The 17,346-nt window shown below is 44.5% G+C and carries 18 protein-coding genes; 14 read left to right on the top strand and 4 right to left on the bottom strand.

Annotation, left to right across the window (positions count from 1 at the left end; genetic code table 11):
- Positions 1 to 16: 16 nt before the first annotated feature.
- Positions 17 to 334 (bottom strand): helix-turn-helix transcriptional regulator, encoded by a 318-nt coding sequence (locus IT392_06665; protein ID MCC6544172.1) that lies wholly within the window; start codon positions 332 to 334, stop codon positions 17 to 19.
- 100 nt (positions 335 to 434) lie between these two features.
- Positions 435 to 1,577 carry a chromate transporter gene (locus tag IT392_06660; protein ID MCC6544171.1) on the bottom strand — a complete coding sequence of 381 codons (1,143 nt, stop codon included), beginning with the start codon at positions 1,575 to 1,577 and terminating at the stop codon, positions 435 to 437.
- Between the two features lie 114 nt (positions 1,578 to 1,691).
- Between IT392_06660 and lexA the strand changes: the two genes are divergently transcribed.
- The 4 genes from lexA to IT392_06640 all read left to right on the top strand — a co-directional run bounded on the left by lexA (position 1,692) and on the right by IT392_06640 (position 5,883).
- Positions 1,692 to 2,411, top strand: a complete 720-nt coding sequence (gene lexA / locus IT392_06655) for a repressor LexA (protein MCC6544170.1) — start codon at positions 1,692 to 1,694, stop codon at positions 2,409 to 2,411.
- Between the two features lie 166 nt (positions 2,412 to 2,577).
- Positions 2,578 to 3,879 carry a DNA polymerase IV gene (locus IT392_06650; protein ID MCC6544169.1) on the top strand — a complete coding sequence of 434 codons (1,302 nt, stop codon included), beginning with the start codon at positions 2,578 to 2,580 and terminating at the stop codon, positions 3,877 to 3,879.
- Between the two features lie 91 nt (positions 3,880 to 3,970).
- On the top strand, positions 3,971 to 5,635 hold the full coding sequence (gene ilvD / locus IT392_06645) for a dihydroxy-acid dehydratase (protein MCC6544168.1): 1,665 nt from the start codon (positions 3,971 to 3,973) through the stop codon (positions 5,633 to 5,635).
- Positions 5,636 to 5,694: 59 nt separating this feature from the next.
- Entirely contained in the window at positions 5,695 to 5,883 is a 189-nt protein-coding gene (locus IT392_06640) for a hypothetical protein (protein MCC6544167.1), read from the top strand.
- Positions 5,884 to 5,888: 5 nt separating this feature from the next.
- Here the strand turns inward: IT392_06640 and IT392_06635 are convergent, their stop codons facing one another.
- Both IT392_06635 and IT392_06630 read right to left on the bottom strand, forming a co-directional pair.
- Positions 5,889 to 6,161: an HU family DNA-binding protein gene (locus IT392_06635; protein ID MCC6544166.1), complete on the bottom strand. Its 273-nt coding sequence runs from the start codon at positions 6,159 to 6,161 to the stop codon at positions 5,889 to 5,891.
- 45 nt (positions 6,162 to 6,206) lie between these two features.
- Entirely contained in the window at positions 6,207 to 6,650 is a 444-nt protein-coding gene (locus tag IT392_06630; protein MCC6544165.1) for a hypothetical protein, read from the bottom strand.
- Positions 6,651 to 6,734: 84 nt separating this feature from the next.
- On the opposite strand from IT392_06630, the gene IT392_06625 reads away from it, so the two are divergent.
- The 10 genes from IT392_06625 to IT392_06580 all read left to right on the top strand — a co-directional run bounded on the left by IT392_06625 (position 6,735) and on the right by IT392_06580 (position 17,346).
- A complete protein-coding gene (locus tag IT392_06625) occupies positions 6,735 to 8,126 on the top strand; it encodes a sigma-54-dependent Fis family transcriptional regulator (GenBank protein MCC6544164.1) in 1,392 nt (463 codons plus the stop codon).
- Between the two features lie 236 nt (positions 8,127 to 8,362).
- Positions 8,363 to 10,372 (top strand): tetratricopeptide repeat protein, encoded by a 2,010-nt coding sequence (locus IT392_06620; protein MCC6544163.1) that lies wholly within the window; start codon positions 8,363 to 8,365, stop codon positions 10,370 to 10,372.
- Between the two features lie 10 nt (positions 10,373 to 10,382).
- The gene (locus tag IT392_06615) at positions 10,383 to 11,150 is read left to right on the top strand and encodes a hypothetical protein (GenBank protein MCC6544162.1); all 768 of its coding nucleotides are present in this window, start codon (positions 10,383 to 10,385) and stop codon (positions 11,148 to 11,150) included.
- Complete coding sequence (locus IT392_06610) at positions 11,150 to 12,502, top strand: sigma-54-dependent Fis family transcriptional regulator (GenBank protein MCC6544161.1); 1,353 nt, start codon at positions 11,150 to 11,152, stop codon at positions 12,500 to 12,502. The genes IT392_06615 and IT392_06610 overlap by 1 nt, the downstream gene beginning before the upstream one ends.
- A 189-nt stretch (positions 12,503 to 12,691) precedes the next feature.
- The gene (gene flgB, locus IT392_06605; protein ID MCC6544160.1) at positions 12,692 to 13,096 is read left to right on the top strand and encodes a flagellar basal body rod protein FlgB; all 405 of its coding nucleotides are present in this window, start codon (positions 12,692 to 12,694) and stop codon (positions 13,094 to 13,096) included.
- Positions 13,097 to 13,115: 19 nt separating this feature from the next.
- Complete coding sequence (flgC, locus tag IT392_06600; protein ID MCC6544159.1) at positions 13,116 to 13,526, top strand: flagellar basal body rod protein FlgC; 411 nt, start codon at positions 13,116 to 13,118, stop codon at positions 13,524 to 13,526.
- A gap of 21 nt (positions 13,527 to 13,547) precedes the next feature.
- On the top strand, positions 13,548 to 13,853 hold the full coding sequence (fliE, locus tag IT392_06595) for a flagellar hook-basal body complex protein FliE (GenBank protein MCC6544158.1): 306 nt from the start codon (positions 13,548 to 13,550) through the stop codon (positions 13,851 to 13,853).
- 155 nt (positions 13,854 to 14,008) lie between these two features.
- Complete coding sequence (gene fliF / locus IT392_06590; protein ID MCC6544157.1) at positions 14,009 to 15,625, top strand: flagellar M-ring protein FliF; 1,617 nt, start codon at positions 14,009 to 14,011, stop codon at positions 15,623 to 15,625.
- Between the two features lie 57 nt (positions 15,626 to 15,682).
- Positions 15,683 to 16,690, top strand: a complete 1,008-nt coding sequence (gene fliG / locus IT392_06585; protein ID MCC6544156.1) for a flagellar motor switch protein FliG — start codon at positions 15,683 to 15,685, stop codon at positions 16,688 to 16,690.
- Positions 16,691 to 16,716: 26 nt separating this feature from the next.
- Complete coding sequence (locus tag IT392_06580) at positions 16,717 to 17,346, top strand: hypothetical protein (GenBank protein ID MCC6544155.1); 630 nt, start codon at positions 16,717 to 16,719, stop codon at positions 17,344 to 17,346.

The raw sequence follows: 17,346 nt of genomic DNA, 5'->3' as shown, positions 1-17,346 counted from the left end.
TGTTTGTGTCAATAGATTAACCTGACACCGATAGCTGCCCCTTTTCCCTGATCTGTTCCATCATAACATCACGCATCAATTTGCAGGCCTGTACCACCTTCGGGTTTGCAATGCGATAATAGATGCTCACACCTTCCCTGCGGGATTTGAGGATTCCCTTTGCCTTCATTATAGACAGATGCTGGGAGAGATTGGCCATCCTGATATCCATCTTTTCAGCAAGCTCACCGACTGATAATTCCCGGTTGCCAAGGATGCTGATAATCTCGAGCCTCTTTGCATTCGCCATAATCTGGCAAATGCTCGCATGCATCTCGTATATCTCTTTTTCCATAGTTTACCCTTTATAGTCTTTCTGTAATTTAGAAATTACGAAAGTATGATGTAATAATATCAAATTGACGGACGGGTGTCAATGCATTGTAAGTGGGTATTTATGCCAGGAAGCTTCTGATGAGGCCGGCAGCAGCGCCTCCTGATATGAGCCATGTTGAATTGACTTTTAAGTAGACGAGCAGGATTACGGATAGGATGGCAATAATAACCGTAAGGGGGTCTATGAGGGATGTTTTGCTTAACTGAATCGTTACTGCGGCCATAAGACCGAGGGATGAAATGTTTACGCCATCCAGAAAGGCACTTATACGGGGAGATTGTCTGATGCGGGGGATGAATGGATTGCTGATGGCTACAAAGATAAACGAGGGCAGAAAGATGCCGACGGTTGCGAGTATTGCCCCTGGAAGGCCCCCGAGGATATAACCTATGAAGGTCGCTGTAGTAAACACAGGCCCCGGCGTTAGCTGGCCGATTGCTATGGCGTCAATCAATTGCTGGTCTGTGAGCCAGCCGAGGCGGGTTACAAAATCAGCACGCAGAAAGGCGAGAAGCACATATCCGCTTCCATACAATACTGAGCCGATCTTGAGGAATATCAGGAACAGGTGTGATAACTTGATGGGAGTAATGACAGTCAATGCTGCAGGCAATGCGAATCCTCCTGCCGGCGCAATAACTTGTGAGAGGCTCCTGTTGTATTGTCCGGGGAGGTTCTTCGCAATTATTGCAACAAACCCGCCGGAAAAAAGGAGTAGTATCTCGTTAACACCAAGAAAATAGAGTATAAGCACGGTAAGACCAATCATTGCAGTTAACACCCCTTTAACTGCCGTTCGCCCTAACCCCCAGAGTGCCTGCACTATTATCGCTATGACTACTGGTTTGACTCCGTAGAGGAGCCACGACACCTCGGGAGTTGTGCCAAAACTTACATATGCCCACGCTATTGCCATGACCATTATCATGGCAGGAAGAACGAAGCATGTACCGCCGGCTATTAGTCCTTTCCACCCGGCCCGGATATATCCGAGGTGGATAGTCATTTCCGTTGAGTTGGGGCCGGGTATAAGATTTGTAGCCCCGAGCATGTCAAGGAAGTGTTGATCATCCACCCATTTACGGCGTTTTACTACCTCGTCCCGCATCATGCCTATATGAGCCGCAGGACCGCCGAATGCGGTGAGGCCGAGTTTGAGAAAGAGGAGGGCAGTCTCCCGCAGGCGATGGTTTTCTATCATGCTGACATATTACTGTAATAAAGCGGTTTATTGCAATAAATGATGATATGCCCCTTGACAGTGAACGAACGTTCACCTATACTTGATCTCAAGGTGATTCTCGGATGAACAGTCATGAGCCGCGGGCTCACAAGGTACATGGAAATAATCCCCCTTAATCCCCCTTTTTCAAAGGGGGAAATTAGTTGCCCCACTTTAGAAAAGGGGGTCAGGGGGGGATTTGAAAGGCTATTTCGAGTGAAGCAGGAACATAGGAGAGAGGCTAAGTTAAAATCGAGGTTTAATGCCGTAGTCCGGTTCTATAAGCAGCAGGGGCGTATGCCAAGTTTTTCCGAGATAGGGGAGATGCTTGGGCTAAGGTCAAAGAATTCTGTATTCAAATTTGTAAACAGGCTTGAAGAAATGGGGGTGGTTGAAAGGGATCATACAGGGAGGCTTATCCCACGCTCATTAGTATCAGGTATCAGGGTCCTTGGGACTGTGGAGGCCGGATTCCCAAGCGCGGCCGAGGAAGAGTTGGCGGACACATTGTCTTTTGATGACCTCCTTGTAGAGAACCGTGAGGCTACATTTTTGCTGAAGGTCTCCGGTGATTCCATGATTGAGGCCGGTATACTTCCAGGTGACATGGTTATAGTAGACAGGTCTCAGGCCCCCAAAAGCGGCAATATCGTGATTGCCGAGGTAGATGGGGAGTGGACCATGAAGTACCTGAGAAAGCGCGGGGATATGGCGACGCTGGTCCCTGCAAATCCAAAGTATAAGACGATAAGGCCTAAAAGTGAGTTGAAGATTGCAGGGGTGGTAACGGCAGTGGTGAGGAAGTATAAGTAGTTGACGCTGAAAAATACGGGGTACCCATTGCTGCGTAGTAAATGCAATGGGTCGTGCGGCGTCCTTCCTTGCACCTGGGCATTTTTGAGCGTCAACTTTGTGTGCGAAACTATATGGCTATCATGGTTGGTGCTACCGTCAACATGTAGCAACATATGAGCATGACATGATTACAATACACTCATGGCCCAGGGCCATAATGCATATGGATGCGGATGCTTTTTTTGCATCCTGTGAGCAGGCAATACATCCTGAACTTAGAGGCAGGCCTGTTATAACAGGAAAGGAGCGGGGTATAGTTGCTGCGGCAAGTTATGAGGCAAAGGCCATGGGGGTGGAGCGCGGGATGCGATTGTTTGAGGCAAAAAAGGTCTGTCCGGATGTTGTGCTGCTTCCGTCTGATTATGAGACCTACAGCCTCTTCTCCATAAGGATGTTTGAGATACTCCGTCGTTTTTCACCTGATGTTGAGGAGTATTCCATAGATGAAGTATTTGTTGATCTTACCGGCCTGAGGAGGAGTTTTCATGGCCCTTATTCAGATATTGCCGGACGGATACAGGATACGGTTGCAAGGGAGCTGGGGATAAGTGTTTCCATAGGTGTCAGCCTTACCAAGGTACTTGCCAAGGTGGCGTCAAAGTATAAAAAACCAGGCGGCCTCACGGTAATTCCCGGGAGAGATATACACAGGTATCTTTCAAATCTGCCTGTTGGCAAGGTATGGGGGATAGGGGCTAATACCTCTGCATTTCTTAGGAAGTTTAATGTAATAACTGCCCTTGAATTTGCCGGATGCAAAGAAGAGTTCATAAAGGCATACCTCTCCAAGCCTTATCAGGAGATATGGCATGAGTTAAACGGGAGAAGTGTCTATCCGGTTATACGTGAGTCAAAGAGCAGTTATAAGTCAATCAGCAAGACGAAGACCTTTACCCCTCCGTCAATGGATGAGACCTTTATCTTTGCCCAGTTGTCCAAAAACCTTGAGAACGCCTGCATCAAGGCAAGGCGTCATAAACTTGCAGCGTCGAGGTTAATTCTATTTTTGAGGATGCAGGATTTCAGGGACAGAGGGATTGAACTGAAATTAAATCGCCCCACCTCCTTTCCGGCAGAGCTTACCGGCCTGCTCAGAAAGGGCTTCAGGGAGATATACAGGAGAGGTACACTCTACAGGTCAACCGGTGTTATCCTTGCCGGCCTTATCCCTGTCGGCACTGTTCAGTACACCCTCTTTGATGATGTGCCGGGGATAGAGAAGATGGCCAGGATATACAGCGCTGTTGATGAGCTCTCATGCCGGTTTGGAAAACATACAGTTCAGCACGCATCGAGTCTTCCTGCAAGAGTGCAGTCACAGCATGAAGGGGAGAGGGGGGATGTGCCTGTCAGAAAAGTGGAATTGTTCAAAGGGGAAAATAAGAGGCAGAAGATAGGGATACCTGTCCTGAATGTGAAGGTGTAGAGGCTCGGCAATTTTTCCGGGATTTGGTCTTTACCGGATGATTGATCCAGTGTTATAATGTCAAAAAATATAACTTACAGAAAGAGGGATTATGCGCAGTGATACAATAAAGAAGGGTTTCGAAAGGGCTCCTCACAGGAGCCTGCTTAAGGCTTGTGGTCTAAAGGATGAGGATTTTGACAAGCCATTTATAGGCGTGGTTAATTCATACATTGATATTATTCCCGGTCATGTCCATTTGCAGGAGTTTGGCAGAATTGTAAAGGAAGAGATACGAAAGGCAGGGGGAGTACCGTTTGAATTTAACACCATAGGTGTAGATGACGGGATTGCGATGGGGCATAAGGGAATGCTTTATTCCCTTCCGAGCAGGGAGCTTATTGCTGACTCAGTAGAGACGATGGCGCAGGCGCATATGCTCGACGGCCTTGTATGCATACCGAACTGCGACAAGATAGTCCCGGGTATGATTATGGGGGCTACGAGGGTTAACATCCCCACAATATTTGTGAGCGGCGGGCCTATGGCTGCAGGCAGGACTTCCAAAGGAAAGGTTGTTGACCTGATCTCTGTCTTTGAAGGTGTTGGCGAGTTCAGGGCTGGGCGGATATCTGAGACAGAGTTAAAAGACATCGAAGACCATGGCTGCCCCACATGCGGCTCATGCTCCGGGCTCTTTACTGCAAACTCGATGAACTGCCTTATGGAGGCCCTCGGGATTGCCCTCCCTGGCAATGGAACTGCACTTGCGACATCAGGAGAAAGGGAGGACCTGATACGCAGGGCCGCAAAACAGATTATAGCGCTGATTAAGGCTGATCTCAAACCGCGGGATATTGTTACAAAGGGCGCCATTGATAATGCATTTGCGTTAGACCTGGCCATGGGAGGCTCTACCAATACAATCCTGCATACACTTGCAATAGCCTGGGAGGCAGGTATTAATTATGATCTCAACAGGATAAATGAACTCTCGGCCCGTGTACCAAACATATGCAGGGTAAGTCCGTCATCGCAATGGCATATAGAGGATGTTCATTATGCCGGGGGGGTAAGCGCTATTCTAAAAGAGCTTAGCAAGGTAGACGGGGTGCTGGATCTTGGACAGAAAAGTGTGACACTAAAGAGTATTGGCGAAAACATTGACGGTGTTGTGTTGAAAGACAAAGAGGTCATAAGACCAGTTGAAAATGCATATAGTAAAGACGGTGGTCTTGCCATTCTGTTTGGTAATCTTGCACCTGAAGGGGCGGTAGTGAAAACTGCCGGGGTGGCCCCGGTTATGCTGAGGCATGAGGGGCCTGCTATTGTCTTTGAGTCACAGGAAGAGGCATGTGCAGGTATACTTGAGGGAAAGGTTAAAGAGGGACATGTAGTTATCATCCGTTTTGAAGGTCCCAAGGGAGGGCCGGGTATGCAGGAGATGCTTGCTCCAACAGCGAATATCATGGGTATGGGGCTTGGGGATAAAGTGGCGCTAATTACTGACGGGAGGTTTTCAGGAGGTACGCGCGGTGCATGTATTGGCCATGTATCACCCGAGGCAGCAGAGGGTGGACCGATAGCCCTGATCAAAGACGGGGATATTATCAGTATTGACATCAACAAGAGGGTTCTCGATGTAAAGATCAGTGAGGATGAACTTGTAAGACGAAGGGCAGAGTGGAAACAGCCTGCGCCAAAGATTGAGAAGGGGTGGCTCGGACGGTATGCGAGGATGGTCACATCAGGGAGTAAGGGGGCAGTGTTAGTATAAGAAGCAATGAGTAATGAGTATTTAGCAATGAGTAACATAAGAATGATACGGAGGTTGATGTGTCAGACAATGATAAGACAGATGGTACAGCGTTTGAAAGTCCTGATTCTTCGTTAAGACATCAGATTACGTGCAGTAAGTGCGGGATGGTATATGAGATGAGATATCTTTCTGAGACTTGCCGCATGGCAGACGGCGAGGGGTATCTATGCATGAATTGCAACACAGTCCTGGAACTGGAACAATAAAAAAACTACTTTAGGGAATTTTTGAGGACTGTGCCGGCTGTGAATTTAGGTAATTTACTTGCAGGTATCTTAATCTCTTCGCCAGTCTTAGGGTTCCGGCCTGAGCGAGCCTTCCTCTGTTGAACTGAGAATGTACCAAACCCGACCAGTGTTACTTTCTGCCCCTTCTGCAGGGTCTTTGTTATATTTTCAAGCATGGAATTCAGCGCGTTTGATGCTGCTGTCCTGCTTATGCCTGCGGAAATAGCTATCTTATCCGTTAGTTCAGCTTTTGTCATTGAGTTGCCTCCGGTGAAAAAAAACAGGGGACAGATTAACAGACTTTATTTGATTTTGTCAAGGGATATATTTAACTCTTTTATCTTTTTTCTGAGGGTATTCCTGTTTAATCCGAGTATATGGGCTGCCTCTAATTGATTTCCCTTGGTTTCTTTGAGCACCATTGTAATGAGCGGTTTCTCGATCTCACGCAGAAGTGTATAATACAGATTTGACCCTTCTGATGACTTGAATCGTTTGATAAAGTCATGAAGCCTTTTTTCTATGTAATCCTTAAGAGAGACGGTGGTTGGGGCGCTTTGAGAAACAAATGTGTTGAATGTATCCGGGGCAAGCCCAACGAGACTGCATGGGGTTTTACCAATTCTTTTTTTTGCCTCATGAGCATCTTTGATAAGTGTTACTTCAATGCCTTTCTCTCCCCATGATTTTCTTAATTCAGCGAAACCAGTGTTTCGCCCAACAATTACAATGCTATCATTTTCCATGTGCTACCCATTTAACATAAAAGATAAAAAAATGTCAACCATATAAATGTTGACATTAGTGTCAATCATTTGTAAGATAATTTCATGAAGTCCCCACGTATACTCTTGGTAGATGACGATGCGGATATCCGGGAGACTATGGTTACCCTCCTCTCCATGAATGACTACAATGTGACGGCTGTAGCTGACGGTCATTCAGCCATAGACGAAGTAAACAAGGGAAAATATAATATAGTAATTACTGACCTTATGATGCCTGTGATGAGCGGTATAGATGTTATTAAGAATGTAAAGGGGATAGACTCTGATCTGCAGTGTATCGTAATTACGGGATATGCTACTGTGTCTACTGCAGTAGACGCGATGAAGGCAGGCGCCTATGATTATCTCATGAAGCCATTTAACGGTTCTGAGGTTTTGATGCTTTTGAAACGTGTCATGGAGTTACAAGAGCTGAAGGCAGAGAATAGTCAGCTCAAAAGGAATCTGCACAACAAGTACGGTTATGAGAATCTGATAGGAAATAGTGAAGGTATTCAAAAGGTTTGCGCTCTCATTGAGAAGGTTGCAGAAACCGACAGTACGATTCTCATACTGGGTGAGAGTGGAACAGGCAAAGAACTTGTTGCAAGGACGATTCACTATAACAGCCCGCGTAAGAATAAACCATTGATCCCGATAAATTGCGGAGCAATTCCTGAAACTCTGCTTGAGAGCGAACTGTTTGGGCATGAAAAAGGAGCCTTTACAGGTGCAAGCACTACCCGTATCGGGAGATTTGAGCTTGCCGACGGAGGGACTATATTCCTCGATGAGATCGGGGACATGAGTCCGACTCTTCAGGTTAAACTTCTTCGGGTCTTGCAGCAGCGTGAATTTGAGCGGGTGGGAGGAGTCAGGACTATTAAGGTGGATGTCAGAATAATTGCAGCAACCAATATTGACCTTGAAAATGCTGTCAATGAAGGAAAATTCAGGGAAGACCTTTATTACCGTCTTAATGTAATCCCTGTGGTAGTACCGCCTCTGAGAGAACGAATAGACGATATTCCACTGTTGATGGATCACTTCTTAAAGCACTTCAATAAGTCCAAAAAAAGAGAGATAAAGGGTTTTTCTCCTGAGGTTATTGATATCTTAATGACCTATCCCTGGCCCGGGAATATAAGGGAGCTTGAGAACCTGGTAGAGAGACTTGTTATACTCAGCAGTGACGGGACAATATCGCCTGATGACCTGCCAAAAAAATTTCTTTCCCATACCATCAATAGTGAAGGAGCCTTGTATATCACACTTCCTGAAACAGGCGTCAATCTGAAAGATGTTGTTGAAGAGTTCGAGAATAACCTTATCCTGCAGGCCCTGCAAAAGGCACAGGGTGTAAAAAACAGGGCTGCACAACTCCTTTCCTTAAACCGCACTACCCTTGTTGAAAAGCTAAAGAAGAAGAAACTGGATTACCATATTAATGCATGAAATAACCATTTCACCTTTCTCGTTCACGTCAAGTTGAAAGGTCTTTGTCAAACAATTGACAGGACGTCGTCGTACCGCTATCCCCCCTGTTTTATAAATATCACGTAAAATCATATAGTTACAAAATCTTTTAAGCGGTATTATGATGGCATACGTATTGCTTATATCCATTCCTGATGCGAATATTATTCATTAGTCTGTTTATCATTATATCCGAATGCTCTTCATATGCCTCTGTGCTTTACACTACCCCTGCAGTTTTTTCAACTCCTGATAAGTTAATCGTTACATGGACAGAGAGTGTATCTGGCGCAGGAGAGAAAGAATTCGTTGAAGCTTTAAGGGAGTTTAAAAAAAGTAATTATAAAGCTTCGTTAAAACAATTTGAGCAGTTGGTGATTAATTATCCGGAAAGTGAAGCGGCCTCAATCGCATCACTTTATACCGGCAGTATTTACCACTGGTTTGCGATACAGGATAAGAATAAAGACGAAAAGATGCTAATGAGCGGGATCAGATCATTTCAACTCGGTATCCGGACATGTCCTTTAAAAGAGAAAGGGAAGATCCCGGAAATGCTTCTTGAGTTAGGTAAAACATATCTTGACCTCCATATGTTTGCTGAGGCTGAAGGAAGTTTCAACCGGGTAGTAAAGGAGTATCCCTCAACGGACTATGCGGAAAATGGACAATATCTGTTGGCAATAACAAATATAAACAAGGGGGCGTACAACGAGGCATTATCAGACCTTAATTTGCTCATGTTTAAATACAAAAAGGGGATGGAGAGAGACAGGGTGTTTCTAACAGGCAAGACCCTTTTATCACTTAATGAGTTCGGCGACGCAAAAAAATATTTTGACGAGGGAGTGAGGAAATGGCCGGGATATGTAAAAGGCAACCCAAAAATTCTGCATGATTACAGTGAGTGTCAGTTTCAGAATGGAGAAGTAGTAAAGGCGAGGGAAGGGTTTATTACTTTGTACAACTTATATCCGGCAGATGAGTATGCTGGATTTGCGCTTAAAAGGGCAGGAGAGACATTTGCACTTTCAGGGAAAAAGGCTATGGCCGAAAAAGTATTCCTCGATGTAATAAATTATTTTCATGATAGTAATGAAGCATTTGAAAGCATGCTGGCCCTTGGTGACATTAAGTTTCAAGTCAATTCAGCGGGCAATAACAATGCAATCTCACCGTCTAAATCAGCGTTTACATCATATCAGGACTCCCTGAAATATTATAAAGATGTTGAAACGCTGTCGGGTAATGATCTCCTTATTAATATGTCCCGCTTAAAGAGAGCCAGGGTAATGGAAGTGCAGGGGAAATGTCAGGAGGCATTCGATGTCTATAGTGAATTGATCGGGCATCCTGATAAATCTCTGAGTAATGAGGCATCTGTATTTCTAAGTACCTCAATTGAGAGGATTGGGACACAAATAAGAGACAGGTTAGACCGCGGAGATAAGCAAGGTGTCCTTATGTTATACCATGCCTGCTACAAAAATTACCTGCCGCATATAAAGGATGAAGGACTTCTTATGGAGATAGCATTGATGCATGAAGGCCTTCACCTTAATAAATACGCACATATGATATATGACCGCATCATTGAGATCAATGGAAGCAGGAAAGAACAGGCGCTGTTTAATTCCGGCAGCCTTTTTGGCAGGACCGGTGAGGACAGGAAGTCAGTTGATCAACTCGGACGGTTTATCTCTGAGTATCCAAAAAGTGGAAAGGTTAATGAAGCAAGGGCCATGTCAGGATACGGGTTATATAACCTTAAAGAGTATGATAAGGCAGGCAATCACTTTTATAAAGTAATGAGAGATGCCCCATACCGTTATCCTGATGTCTATTTAAAGCTCGCGACTATTCTGCTAAACAGTGCGCAAAATGAAGACAGCATAGCTGTCCTCAGAGATATGCTTGGAGGAGTCAGAAAACAGGCGAACAGTGATGCCATATCACAGGGTTATATCCTGCTTGGAAATGCCTACTATGGTATGCAGAGATATCAGGAGGCCATGGATGCATACAGGGCAGGAATAGTGGACACGAATTTAAAGGAAGACTCTGACTCAGTTGAGTTTATGATAGGGGATTGCCTCCTCAGACTGGGCAGGTCAGGTGAGGCTAAGAAGGTATTTTCAGGGCTGACAGAAGGTACGAATAAACTTATTAAACAGGCATCGGAAGAACGATTAAAGGACATTGTATTTGGGGCAGAAGGATTATAAATTAAGGACAATGGAATACCGCAAAATGGAACAGAAAGATAAAGGGCTGGAGTCAAAGTCATCAGAGAGTTTACAAAGTATAAATAAAAGGGAAACGCTTGAGAGAGATGATCGCCTCCAGGCAATGGGATGGATGGTGACAAAAATCGTACATGACGTACGAAACCCGCTGGGGAGTATAGAACTGATTTCATCTTTATTAAAGAAGGAGCTGGCTGGAGATCATGATAAGCAGGAGCTGCTGGGTCATATCATTTATGGCGTCAGGAATATTGATACGGTTTTATCAAACCTGCTGCATTTCACAAAATTACCTAAACCCAGGCTTGAACCGGAGAATATAGGGGCAATAATTGAAGGCAGTCTCGATGATGTATCGTATCTGATAAACAAGAAGTACATCAGTGTAAACAAATGTTTTCCTGATAACCTTCAGATAAATTGCGACAAGACATTGATAAGACAGGTATTCCTTAATCTGTTCTTAAATTCACTTCAGGCAATGACAGATGGCGGTAATCTATCTGTCGAAGTGTTTAAGGATGAGGATAATAACGGGATTGTAATCTCCGTTCAGGATACCGGTTCCGGTATGGATTCTAAAGACATAGATAAAATATTCGACCCATTTTTTACGACTAAGGAAAAAGGTTCAGGATTAGGTCTTACTATCGTACACAATATTATGAGTGCCCATAAGTGGACTATAAAGGCATATAGCAAACCGGGGGATGGCAGCATCTTCGTGATGAATTTGCCTTCAAAAGGGGGAGAGTAATGGGGCAGACGATACTTCTGGCGGATGACGACTATGAAATGCGATATGCTATGAGTGAAACACTCAGGAGATGCGGGTATACAGTAGAAGTAGCCGCCTGCGGAGACGAGGCTATACAGAAAATTTCATTAAGAAAATTTGATATGGTTATAACTGATGTTAGGATGGCGAATGGTGACGGAGTCACTGTATTAAAGGAGGTCAAGAGACGCTCACCGGATGTCCCTATAGTCCTTATTACTGCATACGGAACAATTGATAATGCCGTAGAGGCCATGAAGCTGGGCGCTTTTGACTATATAATGAAACCTTTTTCTGTTGATGCGCTTGAGGATTTAGTCAGGCGGGGTATTGAGTCGGCCCGGGTAATAAATAATAATTCAAATGAAGAAGGACGTACCGCCGGGATTGTAACAAAAGACCCGGGGATGCTCAGGTTGTTGAAGACAGCTGAAGAGATAGCATTCAGTGATGTAACAGTTCTAATAGAGGGTGAGAGCGGCACCGGGAAAGAGATGCTTGCCAGGTTTATTCACAGGAGGAGTTACAGGGCAGAGTGCCCTTTTGTGGCAATAAATTGCGCAGCAATACCTGACGGGCTCCTTGAGAGCGAATTATTTGGTCATGAGAAGGGGGCATTTACAGGAGCTGTCAGTAAACGAAATGGTAAATTCATCCAGGCTAACACCGGTACGATCCTTCTGGATGAGGTTGGAGAGATGAGCCTGCCGCTTCAGGCCAAGTTGTTGAGGGTACTGCAGGAGAGGCAGGTTGATACCATAGGCGGGAGGGAACCTGTATATGTAGACATCCGCGTGATAGCCACTACAAACAGATCTCTTAAAAAGGAGGTCGAAGAGGGCAGGTTCAGGGAGGATCTTTATTATAGACTAAATGTATTTCCTATGCTGCTTCCTCCACTTAGAGATAGAAAGGTTGATATACCCGAACTTACAGATCACTTTATAAAAAAACACCAGGACAAGAGATTACGCGGGAATAAAGATCTCGTGACAAAGGTCGCCGGCGAGGCTCGCGATCTATTGGTAAATCATGATTGGAAGGGGAACATTAGAGAACTTGAAAATATAATTGAGAGGGCTATCCTCATTGCAGAAGGCGATACACTTCTGCCGGGTCATATGATGATTGATGACAGCAGAGAAAACCAGAATGCCCCATCATCAATATCTGCAGGAATGTCAGTAAGGGAAATGGAAACGGCCCTTATTCTAAAGACACTCGAGGAGGTTAACTGGAACAGGACCAGGGCTGCAAAATTGTTGAACATAGGTGTCCGGACTCTTAGAAACAAGTTGAGCGAATATCGGGAGGAAGGAATTATTTTATAAACGTTACTTATTAATAATAATGCCCAGACGGCAGAAATTGCCTGCTGAAGCGGAAAGAAATGCTTGCCAGAAAAAAACAAGATAAGGCAGAAAAACTGACATTGAACTTTAACTCATTGATTAATCAGAACTAAAATATGAAACCATTTATGGTATATCGCTTGCATTCTATGTTTTATGGTAATGACTATGTCTATTTTCGATAACACAATTTCATTCCTGTCAAGGGCTCTGGATATGATGAATGAGAGACATAAACTCCTCTCATCAAACATTGCTAACCAGGAAACACCTGACTACAAGGCAAAGGATATTAACTTTATAGATGAACTTCGAGCGGTTCAGAATTCCGGAGGGGTACAGAATATTGCAAGGACAAATCCAATGCATATAACCGGCAACGCAGGTTTAAGCGGCAGCGGGGTAAGTATAATCAATAGACCTGACAGCAATGCGGGCTACGATAACAATAGTGTGAATGTTGAACTCGAAATGGCAAATATGGCACAGAATTCAATATTATACAACGCCTCAGCGCAGGTTATATCAACTAAGTTCAGGATGATAGCTAACGCAATCAGAGAAGGAAGATGAGTTAAATGGAGGGCGGCACATGGATATAGGTAAGATACTTTCAATCAGCGCTTCGGGTCTGGAAGCGCAGCGCATCAGGATGAATATTATCGCGAGTAATCTTGCGAATGCACAATCTACACACACTCCGGAAGGTGGTCCATACAGGAGGAAGGATGTCGTCTTTTCTGAGGTTCTGGGAAATGAGATCGAGAAGGGTGCCAGTGCAGTAGAGGTTAAGGAGATAGTAGAAGACAGCAGGCCGTTCCAGGTAGTCTTTGATCCCCAGCATCCTGATGCAAATGAAGAAGGGTATGTGCAGCTTCCTAATGTGAATCTGCTTGAAGAGATGGTAAACATGATGTCGGCATCAAGGTCCTACGAGGCCAATGTTACTGCTGTAAACTCTGCTAAGTCCATGGCCCAGAAGGCGCTTGAGATTGGCAGGTAAGAAGGAAAGGTATGGTGAGGCATGAATGATATTGTGATAAAAGGTGCAGGAGCAAACGTCCTGTCTGTACCTGACAGCAGTTCCGTAACTAAAATAAATGGTGAAGGGAATTCTTTTGCAGAGATGCTGAAGGGATCTGTAGATAAGGTTAATACAATTCAGAACGAGGCTGATCAGGCGGTGCAGAATTTATTGCTCGGTAAAGATCAGAATATTCATCAGGTGATGATTGCAGTGGAAAAGGCAAACCTGTCGCTTCAGATGATGATGCAGGTAAAGAATAAGATAATGAGCGCGTATGAAGAAATAATGCGCACCCAGGTATAGTTGACGATGAAAAATGGGGGTACTCATTGCAACGAAATAAATGCAATGAGTCATGCGGCGCCCGGAATTAAGATTTGAGCTTCACTGGACGTTTTTGAGCGTCAACTGTCGCTGGCTCGTAAAAGAGATAATCAATAGAAAGGGAATAAGAAGTTATGGCGCTGAATACATCTGAGCTGCAGAGTAAATTTGCTGCTATCCCGGTTGGCCAGAAGATAATGGCGGTGGCCGGGGTTGCAGCTGTGATTGCAGTTGTCATAGCTGTTGTGTTGTGGGCAAATCAGCCTGTCTATCATCTGCTTTATGCAAATTTATCCCCTGAGGATGCAGGAGCAATAACTGAGAAATTGAAGGAGATGAAGGTTCCGTATGAAATACAAAATGGGAATGCTGTTATGGTACCTCAGGAGAAGGTGCATGAACTGAGGCTGCTTCTGGCTGGCGAGGGAATGCCCTCAGGTGGTGGTGTCGGGTTTGAGATATTTGACCGGACGAGCATCGGCATGACAGACTTTGTTCAGAAGCTGAATTATAAGAGGGCACTACAGGGCGAGCTGGCCAGGACTATCAGCCAACTTACTGAAGTTGAGCAGGCAAGGGTTCATTTAGTGGTTCCTGAAAAAACACTGTTTTCTGAGAAAAAGGAATCAGCCCGGGCCTCGGTTGTATTGAAGATCAGGGGTGGAAAGATGCTGTCGCAGAATCAGGTTAATGGCATTGTGCATCTGGTTGCGAGCAGTGTGGAGGGTCTGAGCGCCCAGAATATTTCAGTTGTTGACACACACGGGAATATTTTATCAAAACCTTCGGATGAAGGGTATTCGGCAAATATGTCCACGTATCAGATTGAGTATCAAAGGAACCTTGAGAAATCAATGGAGGATAGGGTGCAGAGTATGCTTGAAAAGACAGTTGGCCCGGGGAAGGTCTCCGTCCGTATCTCAAGCACTCTTGATTTCAATCAGGTAGAGAAGACGGAAGAGAAATATGATCCGGATACTGTTGCTGTAAGGAGTGAACAAAGGGTTCAGGAAAATAATTCAGGCTCCTCGGCCAGTGCATCAGGTGTCCCCGGTGTCGTCTCAAATCTACCCACAGTTAAAAATGAAAATGCTCAGGTGTCCGGTGAAAAGGGAGGTGCTTCTTCACAAAGCAAAAGGGCCCAGGAGACAATTAATTATGAAATAAATAAGACTGTAAGCCATACTGTTGAGGCAGCAGGAACAATAAAGAGATTGTCTGCTGCTATACTTATAGATGGTAATTATGAGGTTGTAAAGGGTGCGGATGGTAAGGAAACAAAAAACTATGTCCCTCGTTCAGCAGAAGAGATCAGCAAATATACGGAAATTGTAAAAAAAGCTATTGGATATAATGAAGAAAGGGGAGACCAGGTTGAAGTACTTAGCATGCTGTTTGAGTCATCTGCATATGCAGATGATGGAGCAGCTGAGACGGAAAGTAAGTTTCAGTTAGCTGCAATTCTGCCATTCATTAAGTATGCAGTATCCTTAATAGTGGCAGCGCTTGCATTCCTTTTTGTTATAAGACCACTAATGAAGAATATACTCTCTCCCAGCCCGCAGACAGCAGCTATTCCTGGAGGTATGGCAGGGGCCTTACCGAGGGTTGTTGAGTTTGAAGGTGTTGGCGGACAGTCGCCTCTTCAGATGGATTCTGATGCCAGAACCAGAAGTGAGGTTTTAAAGATAGCTAAGGAAAATCCGCAGCAGACAGCGAAATTAATTAAGTCATGGATTAGTGAAAAGTAAAATAAAGTAATTACTGACGGAACAACATTATTCATCTTATCAGGAGAGAATAGCTGCATGGCGGAAAATCAGAATAATGGTTATGAAAAGGCGGCGATACTTCTTCTGTCACTCGGCGAGGATGTAGCCTCAGAGGTTATGAAGAATCTTGACGCAAAAGAGATCCGTGTTATTGGGACCTATCTTTCCAAGGCAAACAAAATAGAGCCTGAAAAAGTCAAAACTGTGGTAAAGGAATTTCATGAGATAGCCACATCTGCGGAGAGTTTCATCTTTGGAGGTGAGGACTACGTACGTTCAGTCCTCACAAAGGCCATGGGTTCTGAAAAGGCCGGTAAGGTTATGGAGAATCTTGAAATATCATCGGAAGACAAGGGGCTGGATTCTTTAAAATGGATAGACCCCAGAGGTATTGCAAATCTTATAAGATGTGAGCATCCGCAGACGATAGCCCTTATCCTTGCTCACCTGGACGCAGATCACGCAAGCCATGTTGTGGCATTGTTGCCGGCTGCAATAAGGAGCGATGTTATGTTGAGAATTGCGACGATCGAAGGGGTATCTCCCGGAGTCATACGTGAGATTGAAGATGTGCTCAATAAAGAACTTCAGATGGGCGGAAGTATCGTTGAAAAAAAGATAGGCGGACCTGATGTAGTTGCTCAGATACTAAACAGTCTCGACAGGAGCAATGAATCGGAGATTATGAGCAGTATTGAACAAAGTCACCCGGATATGGCGGAAAAAATACGTAAGATGATGTTTGTATTCGAGGACCTGATGAATGTAGATGACAGAGGTATGCAGGAGATTATGAAAGAGGTGGGTAAAGAAGACCTTATGATGTCGCTAAAAGGAGCAGGAGATGATTTGAAGGCGAAGTTCTTCAAGAATATGTCAGAGAGGGCTGCTCAGGGATTAAAAGAAGACATGGAGGCAAAGGGACCTGTCAGGATCAGTGAAATCGAAAAATCACAGCAGGTGATATTAAAAGTGGCTAAAAGACTGGAAGAAGAGGGGAAAATAGTTATAGGCGGTAAGGGAAGTGAAGAGATGGTTGGATGAAGTGAAAGTTTATAGAGGTGAGTTAAGTGTCTAAACGTATTCTTAAGACCGGGGTATTAAACAGGCCCGAAGTAAAACCATTTAATTTGAAGATAGTCGAAAATTGCATTGGAATGGCGTCTTCCGGCAGTTCAGAAGAGACTGCTTCAGAGATTGATAGTGAAAAGATAGCGGCATATAACAAGGGATTAGATGAAGGTATGAATAAAGGCAGGATGCAGATATTAAACAATTTAGGCGCCGAATTAAAGATATTGAAGCAGCTGATTGAAGGCGCAATTAACCTTAAAGATGAATTGTACAGCAAGATTGAAAATGATGTGATAGGGATCTCACTCATGATAGCCAGAAAGATAATTTGTGAGATCGCTGAGAAAGACCGCGAAGTAGTTGTGAATAGCGCCAAAGAGGCGATTAAGAGGGCATCAGACCGTGCGGTATTGAGGATCAGGGTTGCCCCTGTTGATTATGATGCCTTAAATAAGAAACGCTCAGAACTGCTTCAATGTTTTGATGGCATAAAGAGCCTGCTTATTGAAGTGGATGAGTCTGTTCAGCCAGGCGGGTGTCTGATTGAAACGAATCAGGGTGATATAGATGCAAGGATTGATTCGCAGTTTCAGGTTTTGAAGGAATCACTGACATCAGCGAGATAA

The sequence above is a fragment of the Nitrospirota bacterium genome (genome assembly GCA_020846775.1).
Classification (GTDB): Bacteria; Nitrospirota; 9FT-COMBO-42-15; order HDB-SIOI813; family HDB-SIOI813; genus RBG-16-43-11.
The sequence above is the reverse complement of the archived record's forward strand: the minus strand, read 5'-3'. Positions and strand labels throughout refer to the sequence as shown.